Below are 16102 nucleotides of genomic sequence, written 5' to 3'. Positions count from 1 at the left end.
GCGCATAAAGAGAGGGAATAATGACCGCTCATGATGCTTCATTACTGCTAAAATACGATTTACGCTAATGAAAAATTTGAAGACATTTTTAGGCTGTTGTATAGCAATAGCGTGCTTTACGATACAATCGGCCTATGCGCAAAAGGGGGGGATCATGGTTTATGGCTCACTGAATTACCACGAAACAACAGCTGGGCATCAATTTAGTGCCGCTCCGGTGGGTGCCGCCTATTTTTTCACCGACAACATGAATGCGGGGCTAAACTATGGATTCAATTCTGCTAAGGATAAAGCACTGGATTTCACGGATCATTCGCATGAAATAGGACCTTTCTATAGTAATACCTGGCCCCTAAGTGAGCATTTCATGCTAATTGGCCAGGTTGATGTGCATTATTTGTGGGGTGATCAACATGTCGCGACCGGTGGTACTATGGTCGATGGTAAATACAATGGCTATCTATTCAGAGTGTACCCGCTTGTGGGTATCGCCTTGGGAAAAGGTTGGGCATTAAAAGCTAAAGTGGCAGAATTGTCTTATAAAAAGAAAAATAGTAAAGATGCTGCTATTCCCAATGATCATGAAGTTATTACTGGAATCAATGGATCTACAGTAGGGTTAGGCTTATCTAAAAATCTATTTATTAAAAATTAAAAAATGATAATCACGGAAATCACAAGGAATATTCAGGGGGAGCAGATCAATAAGCGTCTTGATTCGCTCGCCATTGAATGGTATGAGTCGACCAAGCGGATTCAACGTTTACGTACAGCGGAGGGAATGGATATTGCCGTTAAATTGTTGGGTAATACCTCCAGTTTGCAGGATGGTGATATCTTGTACGAAGATGAAGAAAAAATAGTTGTGGTAACGATCAAACCTTGTGAAGTCATCCGTATCATGGCAATTGATTTCCTGCGAACTGCTTTTGTAGCCAGTGAAATTGGAAACAAACATTTGCCTCTATTTGTGGAGGCAAATGAATTGCTTATGCCTTATGAAAGGTCAATGTACGAGTGGTTAGCGAAACAGGGGTTTGACCCGCAACGTTGCGAGCGCCAACTTTTACGTCAGCTCAATGCAAATGTCGACCCAAAACATCATCAGAAGATGAAGTTTTCGACGAAGAATATACCGCTCTTAATCAGCGATAAAGCCGTCATGAATTCGCAAGAGCGAGCAGCTATGAACGGAGATTGAAGATCCTCTGTCCAATAACCGAGCGTAGCGAGCTCATTGATGCCTGAATGGAAATAATAGGGATCAAAGGAAAAACCTGGTCAGCTTGAATGCCCAATGATAGAGAAGATTACGCAAGGGGCTGATTGGTCCTTAAAGATTTATACTTACAATAAAAAATAATGTCAATGAAAAATACATTTCTAGGCAAGTTACTTCATCTAGCAGATCCTACATTACCCATTGGTGGGTTTACCCATTCCAATGGACTGGAAACCTATGTGCAACAGGGCCTGGTCTGTGATAAGGCCACGGCGGACAATTATGTGCGCCATAACCTCTGGTATAATCTGAAGTACAATGATGCTGCTTTGATGAAATTGGCCTATGAAGCAACTTCTTCGCAGGACATGGATGCATTGATCGCCCTAGATCAAGAATGTACAGCATTAAAAAGTCCAAGAGAAATTCGCGATGCCAGTAAAAAACTGGGCGTCCGTATTTATAAAATATTCAGTCGGTATCAGCAACAGGATTTTGTGCTGTCCTGGGGTGAATTAATCCAAAAGAAGGAAGTCGATAGTCATTACTGTTTGATGTATGGCATGTTGGCGTCACTTTTAGAAATTCCTTTGGAAGAAGCGTTACACGGCTTTTATTATAATGCCGCTATTACGATGGTGACCAATGCCGTTAAACTGGTGCCATTAGGGCAATTGGATGGCCAAGATATACTTTTTGGTTTACATGATGATATACTTGATCTCTGCAAAGAGACCTTAACAGTTGAACGGAATTTAGTGGGCTTATGCAACATTGGATTTGACATCCGTTGCATGCAACACGAACGATTATATTCTAGAGTTTATATTTCTTAAAAAACAATTACCATGGAAAATAGAAAATATGTTAAAATAGGGGTTGGTGGCCCAGTAGGGTCAGGTAAAACAGCATTATTGGAAAGATTGAGCCGACGTTTGATGAATGAAATTGATCTTGCAGTAATTACGAATGATATCTATACAAAGGAAGATGCGGAGTATATGGCCAAAAATAGTTTACTGCCCCGTGAACGGATTATCGGTGTAGAAACCGGCGGTTGCCCGCATACAGCAATACGTGAAGATGCAAGTATGAATCTGGAAGCTGTGGATGAACTGGCAAGCCGCTTTCCGGATTTGGAATTGATATTGATCGAAAGTGGTGGTGATAACCTAACTTCTACCTATAGCCCGGATCTCGCCGATATTACCATTTTCGTAATCGATGTTGCCGAAGGTGAAAAAATGCCACGTAAAGGTGGTCCAGCAATTACAAGATCTGATCTTTTATTGATCAATAAGAAAGATTTGGCACCCTATGTAGGCGCAAGCTTAGAAGTAATGGAGCATGATGCACGTAAAATGCGTAAAGGCTCTCCATTCTTGTTCTCCAACCTAAAAACCGGCGATGGTTTGGAAGAGATTGTAGGCTGGATTAAAAAATACGCACTCCTTCAGGATATTGAGGAGCCTAATTTACTACGTTAATTATGATTTGTTCTTTAGCTATCAAAATAGCACATCGTGAGGGGAAATCCTTTATGAAAGATGCATACGCGACACAACCGTTTCGTATTGTTCCTGTTGGACAGTATCAAAAAGACAATGCTGCATATTTAATGATCATGAGTTCATCACCTGGTCTGTTGGATGGAGATGACCATCGTATTCAAGTTGATATTGCTCCGGGGGCTAAATTGCAGTTACAAACGCAAGCTTACCAGCGTTTGTTTCACATGAAAGGTCATTCGTCCCAAACGATGGAAGTGAATATTGGTGAAAATGCTGTTTTTTCTTATGTCCCCCATCCTGTAGTACCACAACATTCGTCGCATTTTTTGAGCCATAACATTGTACATCTTGCCTCAAATTGTCACTTATTGCTGAGTGAAATCGTGACTTGTGGTCGGAAGATGTCTGGTGAAGAGTTTATGTACAATCATTTTCAGAATCTAACAGAGTGTTATGTGAACGGGAGACTTGTTGTGAAAGACAATGTGTTGCTGCAGCCAGATCGGATGCCAATTCAGGGATTAGGTATTTTGGAGGGGTACACGCACCAGGGAACTTTGATCTACCTTAATAGTGCCGGTGTGAATCCTGGCGAATGGATCGAGGCTTTCCATGAAAAATATGGTGAAACCAAAAACGTCGCATTTGGTATTAGTGAATTGGAGCATGACGGTTTTATGGTTCGTGTGTTGGGACATGGCGCCGAACAGCTTTATCTTCTTTTTAAAGAAATGCAGCAAGCGATGTGGGATGTTCTGTTTTTGAATTGATGGGACAAACTCGCTCATGGGTTAGATGTAACCGCGGCGATGAAATTACCGTGGTTATTAGGGAAAGCTTTAAGAGCTTTTGTGAACAAATGATAAACAATTAATTATATTCCAATGAAAAATAACATCCTAGCTTTTATGAAAGCATTTTTTAAAGGATTTGGGCAAATTATGTTACAGGGTAACATTTGGACGGGTATTTTATTTATCGGTGCCATTATTTATGATTCGGCCCTGATGGGGTTTGCAGGGATACTTGCTAATTTAGTTGGCGTTTTGACTGCCAAGTTGATGAAATTTGATGAGGATCATATCAATGATGGACTCTTCGGATTTAATGCTACACTTTACGGTATTGCTTTGGTGTTCTATTTCCAAACCAATGTTTGGGTATGGGGAGCTTTGATCCTGGGGTCTGCATTAACAACGATCTTGATGGGCTTTGCATTAAAGAAAAACCTGCCCGTATTTACATTTCCTTTTATCTTAATTACCTGGATCGCATTGTATGTGTTGAGTATTCCAGAATTGGCCTTACGTACGGTACCCGAACACTTTGTGGATATTCAGGAAATGGATGATTTCTTGATTGAAGGCCATGCCTTTGGTCAGGTTATTTTTCAGGGTAGTTTAATTGCTGGATTGATCTTTTTCATTGGGGTTTTCCTGAGCAATCCCATGGGAGCACTTTACGGTTTCGCTGCTGTTATCATTAGTGTTTACATTTCGCACCATGGCCATGAATCTGCAGATATGACCAATAATGGCATCTTTAGTTTCAATGCCGTGTTGGTTGGCATTGCCTTGAGCGGTCCACGTGTCCGTGATGGCGTATATGTATTAATTGCTGTAATTATCGCCACCTATTTTGATCACTTTTTGATTCACAACGGGTGGACGACATTGACTTTCCCTTTTGTGGTTGCAATGTGGGCGATGCAACCGGTCAAACTTATTGATAAGTGGTTGGTGAATAAATTTTCATCAGCCGAAGGGACTTCTTAGTCCTTTTTGTAAACTAAAATTTTATGTATGTTTAAATTTCGTTTAATAAAACTATTCCCAATAATGCTCTTATTGGGAATTCATGTAAATACAGTTTACGGGCAAGTTAGTCCGCCGGGATTGGGAAAAGCAAGGACCGCATCTTGGTCCGTTCTGGGCTTACGCCGTAAACTGGATAGTGCAGGAACCAAAGAGGCACTAACCTACATCGGTCTGGGTACCAAAAGTACACCCGACGATTCAAATCCATTTCATAAGCAGGCCATTTGGGTGTTAAACCATGAGGTCTATCATAAATTTGCCAAAAATCAACAATATAGCTATGCATTGAGCTATCGTCGCCAAAACATTTATGATGAGGCCGCACCCTACCATAATGAAGGTGTCGAGCAAGAATTTAGGTTGTATGGACGATATGCGTATACATTTACCCTGAATGATCGTTTGAAATGGAAAAATACCTTGAGGCAAGAGTTTCGAAAGTTCTTTACAGCTGATTTTCAGAAAACAGAAGAGAATTTTCAATTTAGGACCCGCTTGAAGTCGCAGCTAAATTTTAAAATTTCAGCTAAGAATAAGCAAGAACTGGCTTTGAGTGCAGAAGGGCTTTTTGCAATCAGTAAGCTCTACGAACCTGTTAGTGCCTGGTCCAGCTTTGGCTATAAAGAGACCCGTCTGGGCTTCTATTACATGACAGATATTCCTAAGACACCTTTGCGATTGGATCTGGGGTATATGAACGACTTAATTAAAGGCTATGACAAAGTAGATTTTGGCGTTCATTATTTAGCCGTAGATTTAATCTGGAATCTGCCTTATCGTAAAAAGCATTAGCCGGCCATAAACTTATGTTTTCGATAGTCACTGGGTGAATATCCAGTGATTTTTTTAAATAGCCGAGTAAAATAAGAGGGGGATTGAAATTTCAGCTCAAAGGCTATACCTGCGATATCTCTCGTAGCATCCTGCAGCAGAATCTGGCTATGTAAGATACTGATTTCGCTGATCCATTGTTTCGGTGGTTTATTGGTCGCTTCTTTCACACATTTATTGAGGTAATTTTCTGAAATATGCAGTAAGTTAGCATAGAATAATACGTTTTTATGATCAATGTGGAATTTTTGTACATATTCGCGAAAACGAAAAGCGATATCCAATTGCCTGCTCATCGGAGCCTTTGTCTCGATATCTGATTTTATCACTTTCAATAGGATACATTGCATCATTGAAATGCAAACTTCCATGACACGGCCTTCTGTAAAAAGCTCCTCTTCCAATAATATAAGCATTTGCTGGATCCAATGCGCTACATGGGCTTTAAGTGTGGTAAAAGGATGGGAATTGAAAAATTTGATATCGTTTATACCGAGTTCGATATCCGTTACAATTTCATTTTCATAGACCACAAAAAAACCTTCGACATCATCAGAGATTGCCAGCGTGGCCGTGATATTACCTTGTTTGATGTTGATGACCTGATTTTCGGTAAGGGTATAAGACGCGCTTTCGAGATGCTGGGTTAAGGATCCTTTCGTTACAAAAATGAGAAAATTAAACGTTGTACGATAGGGGATGACAGGCATCAGGATACTGCGTAAGTAATTTTCAATTCGATAGACTTGAATTTTATTCTCATTGAATAAATTATGCTCAGAAACATCAGGTAGAAATAACTTTTTATACTCGTAATTGTTGATGATCTTAATCGAATTTTTCATAGTCTTAAAACAACTTATTTACGCATGAAATCAAATAAAATGGATAGTTGCATGTAGGACAAATATACTCAAAAGTTTGCTAAAAATAGGGTGAAATCCAATGCTTTCATTCAAGTAATTACTGTGCTAATGGAGTGTAAAAGCTTATTTACTACATATTCTCCTGGTTCCCTTTTAGAAACTCGGAGGTGAAATGTTGTTGCTGTTTTTCATGGCTAAATTTCTCGCTGTTATAGGAAGCTGAATGACCTTTAGGTATCGATAGGGAGGACCATTTATCATCCAAACATATTTTTCCGATATAGAGAATCTGCCCGATGTGGTAAGGATAATGTGCGAGTTGCCGCAAGATCGCTTCCATGACGGTATGTCCTTGATTACGGATATAGATGATTTTAGCGAGATCTTCTTCTCCGAGCGATTCAATTGCTCGAAATAGACAAGCCCATCCAGCATTCCAATAGGTAATAAGCTCATCGCGATCTGTCCAGCTGTTCTCAAATTCCTGATCCCGGTTCCTATTTTCTTTTTCGCCATCTGTGCTGAGAAAATCGGTCCAGCGGGAAAGCATATTTCCACTTAAATGTTTTACAATTAATGCAATGCTATTGCTCGATTCATTGGGGTGCCAAAAGAGTTGTTCAGTGCTTAGTTGTGTAAATGTTTTATCACCCAATGATTTGTAATATTGAAATTGCTTTATACAAGCCGCTAAAAAATTATCCATTACGCCGAAAGTTTGTCATTTATATTGCATCTTAATATACAAAAATGTCGTGAAACCGAGACCTAAAATAGTTTTTTTTGAACAGAAATCTGGTATTGCTTTCGATCTCACTAATTTCCTGATACTGCTTTTTTAGGTGATTAGTGTGTAAATATAGAAGGTGAAGGAGAAGGAGAAGGAGAAGGAGAAGGAGAAGGAGAAGGAATGGGGGATGCGAGCAAAAGGTAGACAAAAGCAAAGGTGATACTGGGGTTGTATCACCTTTAAGCTAACTAAACATTAAACATAAATAAACAGTCTTTTTTAAAGACCACACTAAAAATTAGAGCACTACTCTGCCGCTAGTTGATTTGTCAACCTGGACATTTTTTGGTTGATTTTTTAATGCAATTCTTGCAGATGTAGAAACATTTCCCTGTAAGTTTTCTTTCACGCTGAGCGTCACATTGGCAGATGAATTTGCTTGTACTTGGGCATTTGTCGTGGAGAAACGGCTCATATCAACCGATGCCGATGAATTGGTGTTCAAATTTAAATTTGAAGCGCTACCCGCAATTTCCTGCTTAGACGAACTGCTTGCTGCTACTTGCAAGTTTTTACTGCTGACTTCTGTCGTTAACCTACTTGAAGAGCTTGTTGAAAGGTTTATATCATCCGCAATTAATTTTTTTAGCGATATTTTTGCGGAAGAGGATACGTCTACAGAAATTTTGTTTGCCTTAATCGTTTCATCTGTATAGATTGAACTGCTGGATGATGCCGAAAAACGTGTCGGTATTTTGCTTGAGTAAACAGTTACGCGATTGTTTCTCGCATTTCTAATTTGTGAATTTCTCTTATACTGCACATAGAGTGTACCGTTTTTAACAGTCGTTTCGATAAGGGATAAATGCTCGGGATTATCAGCCTCAACAACAACCTCGTTGCGATTAGAATGAATATAATCTACACGTAATGAAGTTGCCGATGAAATGCCATCTGGAGCAGTGATTTTGCGTGTTTCGCGTTCTTGTGCCTGAGCTACATATAAAAATGAAATAAAGGCAATGGTTAAGATTCTTTTCATTATTTTTCTGTTATTAGTTTAATATATTACTACTGAAAGTTTCATTTTAATTTCCCTTTTTTTATCATTTCTAATGTGCATGTACCTATACCCGATTGTTAACTGCTACCTATAGTATAATAGTGATGCCAAAACTTTAAATTGGCTTAAGGTGTTGATTAATAACACCTTGTTTTATGAGTGATGTTTTAGTTTATGCTCATTTTTGAACATCAACTGTTCGGTATCGGACAGTTGACTATTTGCAATACTCTTTTTACCATACCCTTCGTGTATAGGCCGCTAACCAGAATTGATACTCTAATTGGGAAGCTGTTACAAATACTTGTCGCATCTTCTCCCGTTTTGTTGCAGTAGTTTCTGCAGCAATTTTGTCAACGTAGTTTTTCGCCTTGATCACTCCCTGTGCAAAATCATCACCGCTATAGGTTTCTATCCATTTGGAATAGGGATTTCCCTGTGTATTTGCTGTCGATACAATGTGATCTCCGACCTCCTTATAAATCCAAAAACAGGGGAGTGTTGCCGCCATAGCGACCTCGACGCTCTCGAAAGCGGCTACGCTTTTAAGAAAATGGACATAATGATGGCAGGTTGGTTCGATCTTGTTGCTCTCGTCGGCAGCACTTAAACCAAATTCCCGAAAGTAATTTTCGTGTAGTGCCCGTTCAACAAGAAGCGCATTGCGACCAAATTCGAAATAGTCCAATGCTTGTTGGTTATCCGCACTTTTTGCACCTATATAGGCGAGCACACGGCCAAATTCTTCTAAATAGAAAGCATCCTGCTGCATGTAAAATTGAAATTTATCCAGGGGAAGACTACCATCACTAAGCTGAACGATAAACGGCATGGCAAGTATATCTGAATAAATAGTTGTTATAGAATCCCAGGCTTGATCAGTCCAGTTCATATTGAATAAGTTTAAGTGGGTTATGGAAGTGATTTAATGGCCCATTTCCTTTGCCAATAAGAAGATCTTTACTACCGGCTATTGCTGCGTGTATATAGGCCAATGCGAAATCTACGGCTTTATCGAGGCTAATACCCTGTGCTAATTGGCTTGCAATTGCTGAGGAAAGCGAACAACCGGAACCATGTGTATTTTTGCTGTTAATTTTTTGTGATTTGAATTCAATCGGAGCGCTCTTTTGCTGGAATAATAGCGATGTTAGCTCTTGACTACGGAGATGTCCACCTTTAATCAAAACGGATTGACAGCCTTTTGCCAGTAAGGTATTTCCCGCTTTTTCCATCTTCAGGACATTGTCTATAACGTCGTCCACCAGGACACCTACCTCATCTAAATTTGGTGTAATCAGCGTTGCTAAAGGAAAAAGAAGTTCTATGCAGGCCTGAATTGTATCATCATGAATGAGCTTGTGTCCACTCGTTGACACCATGACTGGATCAAAGACGATAGGCCCTTTATATTCTTTTAAATAGCTGCTAATAAGCTTCACAAGTTCAATATTGTGTACCATCCCTATTTTGATTGCGCCGGGATAGATATCATCAAAAATCGCATCCAATTGATCCTTGACGGCTGCAGTAGGGATTTCATAAATATTTCTTACACCTTGTGTATTCTGTACTGGCAGGGCGGTTAATACATTCATGGCATAACAACCTAATGCAGATATCGTTTTGGTGTCTGCCTGTATGCCTGCTCCACCACTACCATCGAACCCCGCAATGCTGAGTACGGTAGGGACGCGGTATTTTTTATCTTTTGTCATTTTAATAGTTCTTTTAGTTGTGCACTGGCCTGTCTGGGGTCTTGGCTTCGGCAGATGGCCGAAACGACTGCAATGGAGTCTGCACCTGCTTTCCAAGCCTGTTCAGCGGTTTGCAAATTCATGCTGCCGATTGCAATCAATGGTTTTTCCGTCCTAGTCCTAAGTTGCTTTAAACCCGAAATTCCCCATTCGGTTATCGTATCCACTTTTGTTCTCGTTGAAAAAATGGGGCTTACACCAAGGTGGTCGACAGCGCACATTTGTTGACTTTCTAGCTGTTGAACAGCTTCTATGGACCAGCCTATGGTTAATTTATCACCATATTTTTCGCGAATAGCGAGCGGCTGCACATCATTTTGCCCCACATGTATTCCCCATGCCCCGATCTGGTCCGCGATTGCTACGGCATCATTGATCACGAGCGGAATACCGTAATGATCGGTCAGTTTTTTCAAACGGATGGCTTTATCCAAAAATGTGGCCAGATCGTCAGCTTTTTCGCGCAATTGTATAAGATCGACGCCACCAATAATGGCCTCTTCAGCGACATTTAGCCAATTTTGAGGATAACAGTCGCGCTCAGAAATAACTAAATATAAAGGGTAGGGAAACAGCGGATTAATGCGCATAGCGTTTGATCTTGAGCGTTGATTTTAGACGTTCTGCATTGAGCTGATAGAGTTCATCATAGAGATTTAACTGCAGGCTACCTGGGCCAGCTGCGGTTTGGGCAGCGCGTTCTCCCGCTAAGCTCAAAATGGATACACCGGCAACTGCTGCTTCAAAATAGTGGTCTGTAACACCTAAAAATGCCCCGATGAGTGCAGTAGCGCTACAGCCAAGTCCGGTAACTTGCGTCATTAAAGGGTGACCATTATAGACTTCAGCCCGGTATTCTTCCGAAAGGATATAGTCTACTTCTCCAGAAATACAGATAATGGAGCCGGTTTGCTCTTGCAATAATTGGCCAAATCGGAGGGCATCTTTACTCGCTGTCGTGCTGTCGACTCCTTTTGTGTTCGGTTGGTTGAAATTGTACAGCGTCATGATTTCTGATGCATTTCCACGAATAACCGTTGGTTTGAGATCCAGTAGATTGGATAATAAATCATTGCGGAATGCTGATATCCCCGCACCAACAGGATCAAGTACCCATGGCCGTCCAATGGTATTGGCATGTTCGGTAGCAACCAGCATAGCTTCGGCAGTAGCTTCACTCAAGGTGCCGATATTAATGACAAGAGCTTGTGCAATATCGACAACCTCGCGTACTTCTAATGGACTGTGTACCATCACAGGGGACGCTCCTAGGGCTAAAAGTGCGTTGGCAGTATTGTTCATCACGACTAGGTTTGTGATGTTGTGTACGAGGGGTTTTTCGACCCTCAGCTGCTCTAATAAATTGATAATTGAATCTTCCATTCCTTTTACATATGCTAAGATGTACTGTATGGCCTTGGCGGGAAGAAGAGCGATAGCCTGTGCAGTAAAGGAGTATGCTGTACAGTGGATTTTTGCTTTTCCCTACGCCGGTATAAACCGAATCAGGTTCAAAGGGACTATCTCAATTCTATACAGAATACCCCCAAAGCCAGACCAAACTTAAACAAAAAAGTGGACTTTTCATATCCGTCATTTTTCGATCACTTAGCTTGTTGAATTAATCGACCGTATTTTGATCGGCACTAATTTCAATATATTCAACAGGGGTATAGGTAACCCGGGCAAAATTTTTGGTCAAAAGTTCGGTTTCCAAAATCTTTCCACCCTGAAATTTTAAAAACTTCTCGCGCCAAATCTCATTTTTACGAAAGAACTGATTGTCAATTTTAAGAAATTGATGTTCTTTTTCAAAGACATGATAGGCAAAGTCAAGTTCTTGATCAATTCTTAATTCGCCCTCTAAACATTTGTCTGTAAACCAGAGGTTTATTTGAAAGGTGTAAGGCGTGTTGTTGGTGAATTGATAATCGCGATAATTATAAAAGATGGTAGCTCCACTACCGAATGGCAACACACGACCATCGTCCGGAAATGGATCAAAAGAGTGGTGATAACGTTCGTTGACGGTGAGTGGACTATGGATAACAAGCCAATGGATGAGGTTGGATATTTGACAGATTCCACCGCCAATACCCGCTCTTGCTTCACCAAAGGATAACTCCATGCCGGGCAGATATCCTTTTTTTACAGTGGGTAGTCCAACGAGTTTACAAAATGAAAAGGTTTCCTTCGGTCTGATCAGCATGCCATTAATCTGTGTTGCTGCTATTTTCAGGTTGGTAACTTTGTTAATCTGCAATTGCATATTATTTTCGCCCAGTTTTTTTAATAAAACAGACTGATGCTTTTTAATTCGAAAGGGAAGTTTTTCAGCTGATTTAGCTGTGCTGTATTTTTTGTTGTCAATTAGCCAGATGACTTTTCTTTGTACTCTTCTTACCCATACCGCAAAAAAGTAGAGTATGGGATGGCGTTGACTGATCAGTTTTCTTTTTCTCAATTTGACGTTTTTGTATCGCTATCAAAATTAGTGCAGAAATGTGTTTTTTGCCGTATTTTGTCGCATATTTTTTATCAAAGTCAAGAATCTTATTTCCGGAGTTTAGCGCAGTTTTTCAGTTTGTTTAGTTGGTTTTCCTTACTTGTATGTACTTTGCCGTTAACTGTCCCTCCTTGTTATATATCAAGTTTTCGTAGGTACAGTTTCCGCGGTCTTTTACAATTGATTTTTGTTGTAATACACCCTCATAATAAAACTCATCAATCGTTTCGTTGGCTCGGTAGGATCGCTTGATTTCAGCTGTCAGGCGGTCTGATTGATCGAAGGTCTGACGTAGCGAATAGTCACTTGTTTCCGGACTATCATACTGATAGCGGACGCGACTTTCTCTTCGATCATTTCGGGCCGAAATCTCTTCAGTAATTCGATTCTTTTGATCATAACTGTAAATGGTCCAGTCTTTCCGTTGATAGACAAAATGAATGGATTCACTTTTTATAACCTGGAGTTTACTGTTCAAGTGATAAATCATCGCCGATTCAAATGTAGGATCGTAGGAAATAATGGCATTTGGGAGATACCTGTAAATTGTACTGCTGCTCCATTTACTGTTTTGAAGGTACTGTATGGAGTCGATAAGCTCTACTTGATTATAGAACCTTTTGTTGTAATAATTATTTCCCCCGGAAAGATTGTTCGATGTGATCTCTTTGCCTTCTTCATATACAGTCGTCATCATTGCACCGGATTGCACCTCATTTTCGTCCGAAAACTGCTGCATTACATAAGTACCGTCACATATCTTCTTACGCTGACTGTAATAAAGAGGAAGAGCGGGATTTGCGATAATAGCCGCTGCATATTGCCCGGATGGAATAAATTGAACTTGTGCGATTGAATCAAAGAAATGTGAGGCATTATATTGTGCCGAAGCTTTCGTTGATGCAATTTGTGTGCTGGTGTTTACTATCGGTTTGGCTGCTGCCAGATAGGTATTGCTATCGTATATGATCTTGGGTTTTGCTAATCCATCAAACAAGATCATGGCATGACGTTGCTTCAATGACGATACGTCGATAGTCCATTGGTGATGTTTAACGATGAATGTAAGTTTTTTTGCATCGGTTTTTGTGACCAATAACTTTGTTGTGCTAAAAGGCACTAGTTTGAAAATTTCAGCAGCATTTTTTTCGTGTAGACGCATGATAAAATCAGTTGATTTATCGGACTCATTGGTTACAAAAAGAACTGCATGCGTTGGGCTAGCTATGGTTAGCGATTTTACTGTTTGCGATGCTGCGCTGGGACTATATAACAGCAATATCAACAACTGAATGATAATCGGATAAATGTGCAGTTTCGCGTTATAATTCATTTGGGTCGATATTGCTGTTGTTGATTTTGCTATTTATTTAATACTTCTTTCAAAAATAATAAGGTGTGCTCCCAGGCACGTTTAGCCATTACGGGGTTATATTCGGCTGACTCGGGATTCGTAAACGTATGTCCAGAATTTGCGTAGGTAATTATTTGCCAGTCTGCTTTTCCTTCATTTAATTCCTTGACCAATCCATCGTAATCTTCTTTTGATACACTTTTATCGGCTGCTGGGTGCTCAATGAGTACTTTTGTTTTGATCGCAGTATTGGGTCTATCGGCAGCTTTGGATAGGCCGCCATGGATACTAACCACAGCATTAACGGGTAGGTCGGCTCGCGCTGCTTCTAAAGCACCCGAACCTCCAAAACAATAGCCGATGATAGCAATTTTCTTTGGGTCCGCACCCTCTTTTTTCAGTTGTTCCAAGGCTAGTGCGATGCGATGCTGATAAGCCTTGTAGTCTGTTTTGTAGTGGCCGGCAATTTTCGAAGCTGCGGTGTTGTCGGAGGGGATATTCCCTTCACCGTAGATGTCGGCAATGAAAGCGATGTACCCTTCTTTTTCAAGTTGTAATGCGGCTTGTTTCGCTTCGTTGTCAATTCCTTTCCATGCTGGAAGAATTAAAACAGCTGGGCCTTTTTTTGCCGTATTGGCGGTTACCATGCCGTTGAGTTTCTGTTCACCATCCTGGTAAGAAACCTGTTTTAATTGTTGGGCCTGCGTAGTCATGGTGACCATAGTAAGCATCAATAGTGTCATAACTGTTTTCATCTGTAAATAATTTGTTCCGCTTATTATTTTGTGTGATCAGAAATGAACCTAATTTGGAGTCCATCTCACCTAAATTTAATGTTCAATGTACATTTTTTCTCTGTCGCCAACCTGAAGCTACGACTTAATGGATTCAATGATACCGATAACATCGAGCTGTCCGAGACCTTGGTCGTGTGCTTTCCCGTAGGTTTCGAGTAAGGTCTGGAGGAGGGGATAGTCCGCACCGGCTTGTTGAGCCAGTCGAATATCTTTCAGCATAAGATCTAGCGCGAATGCAGGACTGTAATTTTCTTCCACCAATAATGGTGTTTTCACTTTTGTGGCCCCACTGCCGCTGGCACTATCGTTGATGATTTCGAGCATATCGCTTCGTTGAATTCCCAGTTTATCTGAAAATAAGATCGTTTCTGCAAGACCTTGGTAGATGGTCGAAAGAAAATAGTTGATCGCAAGTTTAGCGGCAATTCCCTGTCCATTTTCGCCGAGATGTTTAATTGATTTGCCCATCTGCTCGAGGTATGGTTGGGCACGATGAACGTCTTCGGGAGCACCACCCACCATAATAATAAGCGTACCCTCAGTCGCTGGTTTGGTACTGCCGGCAACGGGAGCATCGATAAAAGAAGCGCCTTTTTCTTTTAGCTTAGTGGCTATTGAAATACAGCGTTCACGCGATATTGTACTCATATCGACAAATAATTTGCCCTTGATCTCCCTTTGGAGAATTTTTTCATATACTTCGCTGACTGCTTCATCATTTGTGAGCATGGAGAAGATAATGTCGCTATGATCGACTAATTCACCTATATCTTCGCTGATAATTGATTGCTCTTCAAAGCCTGCTGCTTTAGCCTTGTTTCTATTGTAAACAGAAAGGGGGAATCCTGCTTTTTCTAGATTTTTAGCCATGGGATAGCCCATGTTTCCTAATCCTATAAATCCTAATTTTTCTATCTTCATCTAAAAATTACATTAATTGCTCTTGAAATTTACGTATAGCTAAAGATACAAATGTTTTGCTCATTCCACCAATACCCTAATTTCGTTACGTAGCAGCACTATTTTATCTTCCTGTTCGAGTTTTTTTAAAATTCGGGAGACAACGACTCGGGATGTATTTAAATCGGAAGCAATATCCTGATGCGTAAGGGTGAGTATCCGGTCGTCATTCAGCTTCACTTTGGCTTTCAAATAGTTGATGATGCGTTCTTCCATATTGGAAAACGCTAGACTATCAACAGCCTGTAACATTTCGTCCATGCGGCTTGAATAGCTTGATATGATGAAATTTCGCCAGGAAGGGTATTTTCCCATCCAAAGGTTGACAAGCTCATTTGGAATCATGGCTACAGTCGTTGTTTTTTCTGCGAGCGCACGAATTTCACTTTTTTTATTCCCGAGACAACAGGCTATCGACATTGTACAGGTTTGACCTTTTTCTAGGTAGTAGAGCAATAATTCGCCTTGATCTTCATCCTCGCGGACAATTTTTATTGCTCCATCCAAGAGGAGAGGCATCGCCTTGATATATTGATTGGTATCAATGATGAGATCGCCTTCACGGAACGTTTTTATATGCGCGTTTTCCGCTATTTCAGCGATTAACTCTGGTTCAAGAATGCCGGTGTAAGCTTGTTCTATGGATAACATATTTTTTAAATTAGTTAAAGTTAATTATTTATAGACC

19 protein-coding genes and 1 riboswitch are annotated in these 16102 nt (G+C 40.4%); of the genes, 7 read left to right on the top strand and 12 right to left on the bottom strand.

From position 1 onward, the window contains the following. Nucleotides 1-67: 67 nt before the first annotated feature. From ACLCDV_RS17525 to ACLCDV_RS17495, 7 genes are all read left to right on the top strand, one after another. Nucleotides 68-655: a hypothetical protein gene (locus ACLCDV_RS17525; protein ID WP_317665397.1), complete on the top strand. Its 588-nt coding sequence runs from the start codon at nt 68-70 to the stop codon at nt 653-655. A 3-nt stretch (nt 656-658) separates the two neighbouring features. Next, nucleotides 659-1201, top strand: coding sequence for an urease accessory protein UreE (locus ACLCDV_RS17520; protein ID WP_317665399.1), 543 nt, complete (start codon nt 659-661; stop codon nt 1199-1201). 167 nt (nt 1202-1368) lie between these two features. Beyond that, entirely contained in the window at nt 1369-2058 is a 690-nt protein-coding gene (locus ACLCDV_RS17515) for an urease accessory protein UreF (protein ID WP_317665401.1), read from the top strand. Nucleotides 2059-2070: 12 nt separating this feature from the next. Further along, nucleotides 2071-2709 (top strand): urease accessory protein UreG, encoded by a 639-nt coding sequence (gene ureG / locus ACLCDV_RS17510; RefSeq protein WP_046675418.1) that lies wholly within the window; start codon nt 2071-2073, stop codon nt 2707-2709. Between the two features lie 2 nt (nt 2710-2711). Continuing rightward, on the top strand, nt 2712-3503 hold the full coding sequence (locus ACLCDV_RS17505) for an urease accessory protein UreD (RefSeq protein WP_411971766.1): 792 nt from the start codon (nt 2712-2714) through the stop codon (nt 3501-3503). Between the two features lie 114 nt (nt 3504-3617). After that, nucleotides 3618-4508 (top strand): urea transporter, encoded by an 891-nt coding sequence (locus ACLCDV_RS17500; protein ID WP_317665407.1) that lies wholly within the window; start codon nt 3618-3620, stop codon nt 4506-4508. A gap of 27 nt (nt 4509-4535) precedes the next feature. Further along, complete coding sequence (locus ACLCDV_RS17495) at nt 4536-5342, top strand: hypothetical protein (protein ID WP_411971765.1); 807 nt, start codon at nt 4536-4538, stop codon at nt 5340-5342. Here ACLCDV_RS17495 and ACLCDV_RS17490 read toward each other — a convergent pair. The 12 genes from ACLCDV_RS17490 to ACLCDV_RS17435 all read right to left on the bottom strand — a co-directional run bounded on the left by ACLCDV_RS17490 (nt 5339) and on the right by ACLCDV_RS17435 (nt 16065). Next, nucleotides 5339-6226, bottom strand: a complete 888-nt coding sequence (locus ACLCDV_RS17490; protein WP_317665411.1) for a helix-turn-helix domain-containing protein — start codon at nt 6224-6226, stop codon at nt 5339-5341. The two genes, ACLCDV_RS17495 and ACLCDV_RS17490, sit on opposite strands and share 4 nt — an antisense overlap. A 151-nt stretch (nt 6227-6377) precedes the next feature. Beyond that, nucleotides 6378-6953: a DUF1572 family protein gene (locus ACLCDV_RS17485; protein ID WP_317665413.1), complete on the bottom strand. Its 576-nt coding sequence runs from the start codon at nt 6951-6953 to the stop codon at nt 6378-6380. 322 nt (nt 6954-7275) lie between these two features. After that, entirely contained in the window at nt 7276-8019 is a 744-nt protein-coding gene (locus ACLCDV_RS17480) for a GIN domain-containing protein (RefSeq protein ID WP_317665415.1), read from the bottom strand. Between the two features lie 256 nt (nt 8020-8275). Continuing rightward, a complete protein-coding gene (gene tenA / locus ACLCDV_RS17475) occupies nt 8276-8932 on the bottom strand; it encodes a thiaminase II (RefSeq protein ID WP_411971764.1) in 657 nt (218 codons plus the stop codon). Next, the gene (gene thiD / locus ACLCDV_RS17470) at nt 8919-9758 is read right to left on the bottom strand and encodes a bifunctional hydroxymethylpyrimidine kinase/phosphomethylpyrimidine kinase (protein ID WP_411971763.1); all 840 of its coding nucleotides are present in this window, start codon (nt 9756-9758) and stop codon (nt 8919-8921) included. Before thiD ends, tenA begins: the two co-directional genes overlap by 14 nt. After that, nucleotides 9755-10387, bottom strand: coding sequence for a thiamine phosphate synthase (gene thiE, locus ACLCDV_RS17465; protein WP_411971762.1), 633 nt, complete (start codon nt 10385-10387; stop codon nt 9755-9757). Before thiE ends, thiD begins: the two co-directional genes overlap by 4 nt. Next, the gene (thiM, locus tag ACLCDV_RS17460) at nt 10377-11180 is read right to left on the bottom strand and encodes a hydroxyethylthiazole kinase (RefSeq protein ID WP_411971761.1); all 804 of its coding nucleotides are present in this window, start codon (nt 11178-11180) and stop codon (nt 10377-10379) included. Before thiM ends, thiE begins: the two co-directional genes overlap by 11 nt. An 82-nt stretch (nt 11181-11262) precedes the next feature. Beyond that, nucleotides 11263-11355: riboswitch (TPP riboswitch) on the bottom strand. A 63-nt stretch (nt 11356-11418) separates the two neighbouring features. Beyond that, complete coding sequence (locus ACLCDV_RS17455; protein WP_411971760.1) at nt 11419-12261, bottom strand: VanW family protein; 843 nt, start codon at nt 12259-12261, stop codon at nt 11419-11421. Between the two features lie 124 nt (nt 12262-12385). Beyond that, entirely contained in the window at nt 12386-13636 is a 1251-nt protein-coding gene (locus ACLCDV_RS17450; RefSeq protein ID WP_411971759.1) for a hypothetical protein, read from the bottom strand. A gap of 29 nt (nt 13637-13665) precedes the next feature. Next, nucleotides 13666-14412 (bottom strand): dienelactone hydrolase family protein, encoded by a 747-nt coding sequence (locus ACLCDV_RS17445; RefSeq protein ID WP_411971758.1) that lies wholly within the window; start codon nt 14410-14412, stop codon nt 13666-13668. Between the two features lie 117 nt (nt 14413-14529). Continuing rightward, nucleotides 14530-15375, bottom strand: a complete 846-nt coding sequence (locus tag ACLCDV_RS17440) for an NAD(P)-dependent oxidoreductase (protein ID WP_411971757.1) — start codon at nt 15373-15375, stop codon at nt 14530-14532. A gap of 60 nt (nt 15376-15435) precedes the next feature. Continuing rightward, on the bottom strand, nt 15436-16065 hold the full coding sequence (locus ACLCDV_RS17435) for a Crp/Fnr family transcriptional regulator (RefSeq protein ID WP_317665430.1): 630 nt from the start codon (nt 16063-16065) through the stop codon (nt 15436-15438). Nucleotides 16066-16102: the final 37 nt, after the last annotated feature.

It is taken from the genome of Sphingobacterium sp. Lzh-3, from assembly GCF_046764375.1.
Lineage (GTDB): Bacteria > Bacteroidota > Bacteroidia > Sphingobacteriales > Sphingobacteriaceae > Sphingobacterium.
Note: the sequence above shows the minus strand (reverse complement) of the source record. Positions and strands in the feature narration are given on the sequence as shown.

What these genes read in the sequence shown, in the direction of transcription:
- ACLCDV_RS17490 (WP_317665411.1), bottom strand. Translation starts at nt 6,226, where the DNA reads ATGAAAAATTCGATTAAGATCATCAACAATTACGAGTATAAAAAGTTA.
- ACLCDV_RS17435 (WP_317665430.1), bottom strand. Translation starts at nt 16,065, where the DNA reads ATGTTATCCATAGAACAAGCTTACACCGGCATTCTTGAACCAGAGTTA.
- ACLCDV_RS17520 (WP_317665399.1), top strand. Translation starts at nt 659, where the DNA reads ATGATAATCACGGAAATCACAAGGAATATTCAGGGGGAGCAGATCAAT.
- ureG (WP_046675418.1), top strand. Translation starts at nt 2,071, where the DNA reads ATGGAAAATAGAAAATATGTTAAAATAGGGGTTGGTGGCCCAGTAGGG.
- ACLCDV_RS17485 (WP_317665413.1), bottom strand. Translation starts at nt 6,953, where the DNA reads ATGGATAATTTTTTAGCGGCTTGTATAAAGCAATTTCAATATTACAAA.
- tenA (WP_411971764.1), bottom strand. Translation starts at nt 8,932, where the DNA reads ATGAACTGGACTGATCAAGCCTGGGATTCTATAACAACTATTTATTCA.
- ACLCDV_RS17500 (WP_317665407.1), top strand. Translation starts at nt 3,618, where the DNA reads ATGAAAAATAACATCCTAGCTTTTATGAAAGCATTTTTTAAAGGATTT.
- thiD (WP_411971763.1), bottom strand. Translation starts at nt 9,758, where the DNA reads ATGACAAAAGATAAAAAATACCGCGTCCCTACCGTACTCAGCATTGCG.
- ACLCDV_RS17515 (WP_317665401.1), top strand. Translation starts at nt 1,369, where the DNA reads ATGAAAAATACATTTCTAGGCAAGTTACTTCATCTAGCAGATCCTACA.
- ACLCDV_RS17440 (WP_411971757.1), bottom strand. Translation starts at nt 15,375, where the DNA reads ATGAAGATAGAAAAATTAGGATTTATAGGATTAGGAAACATGGGCTAT.
- ACLCDV_RS17445 (WP_411971758.1), bottom strand. Translation starts at nt 14,412, where the DNA reads ATGAAAACAGTTATGACACTATTGATGCTTACTATGGTCACCATGACT.
- thiE (WP_411971762.1), bottom strand. Translation starts at nt 10,387, where the DNA reads ATGCGCATTAATCCGCTGTTTCCCTACCCTTTATATTTAGTTATTTCT.
- thiM (WP_411971761.1), bottom strand. Translation starts at nt 11,180, where the DNA reads ATGGAAGATTCAATTATCAATTTATTAGAGCAGCTGAGGGTCGAAAAA.
- ACLCDV_RS17525 (WP_317665397.1), top strand. Translation starts at nt 68, where the DNA reads ATGAAAAATTTGAAGACATTTTTAGGCTGTTGTATAGCAATAGCGTGC.
- ACLCDV_RS17480 (WP_317665415.1), bottom strand. Translation starts at nt 8,019, where the DNA reads ATGAAAAGAATCTTAACCATTGCCTTTATTTCATTTTTATATGTAGCT.
- ACLCDV_RS17495 (WP_411971765.1), top strand. Translation starts at nt 4,536, where the DNA reads ATGTTTAAATTTCGTTTAATAAAACTATTCCCAATAATGCTCTTATTG.
- ACLCDV_RS17505 (WP_411971766.1), top strand. Translation starts at nt 2,712, where the DNA reads ATGATTTGTTCTTTAGCTATCAAAATAGCACATCGTGAGGGGAAATCC.
- ACLCDV_RS17450 (WP_411971759.1), bottom strand. Translation starts at nt 13,636, where the DNA reads ATGAATTATAACGCGAAACTGCACATTTATCCGATTATCATTCAGTTG.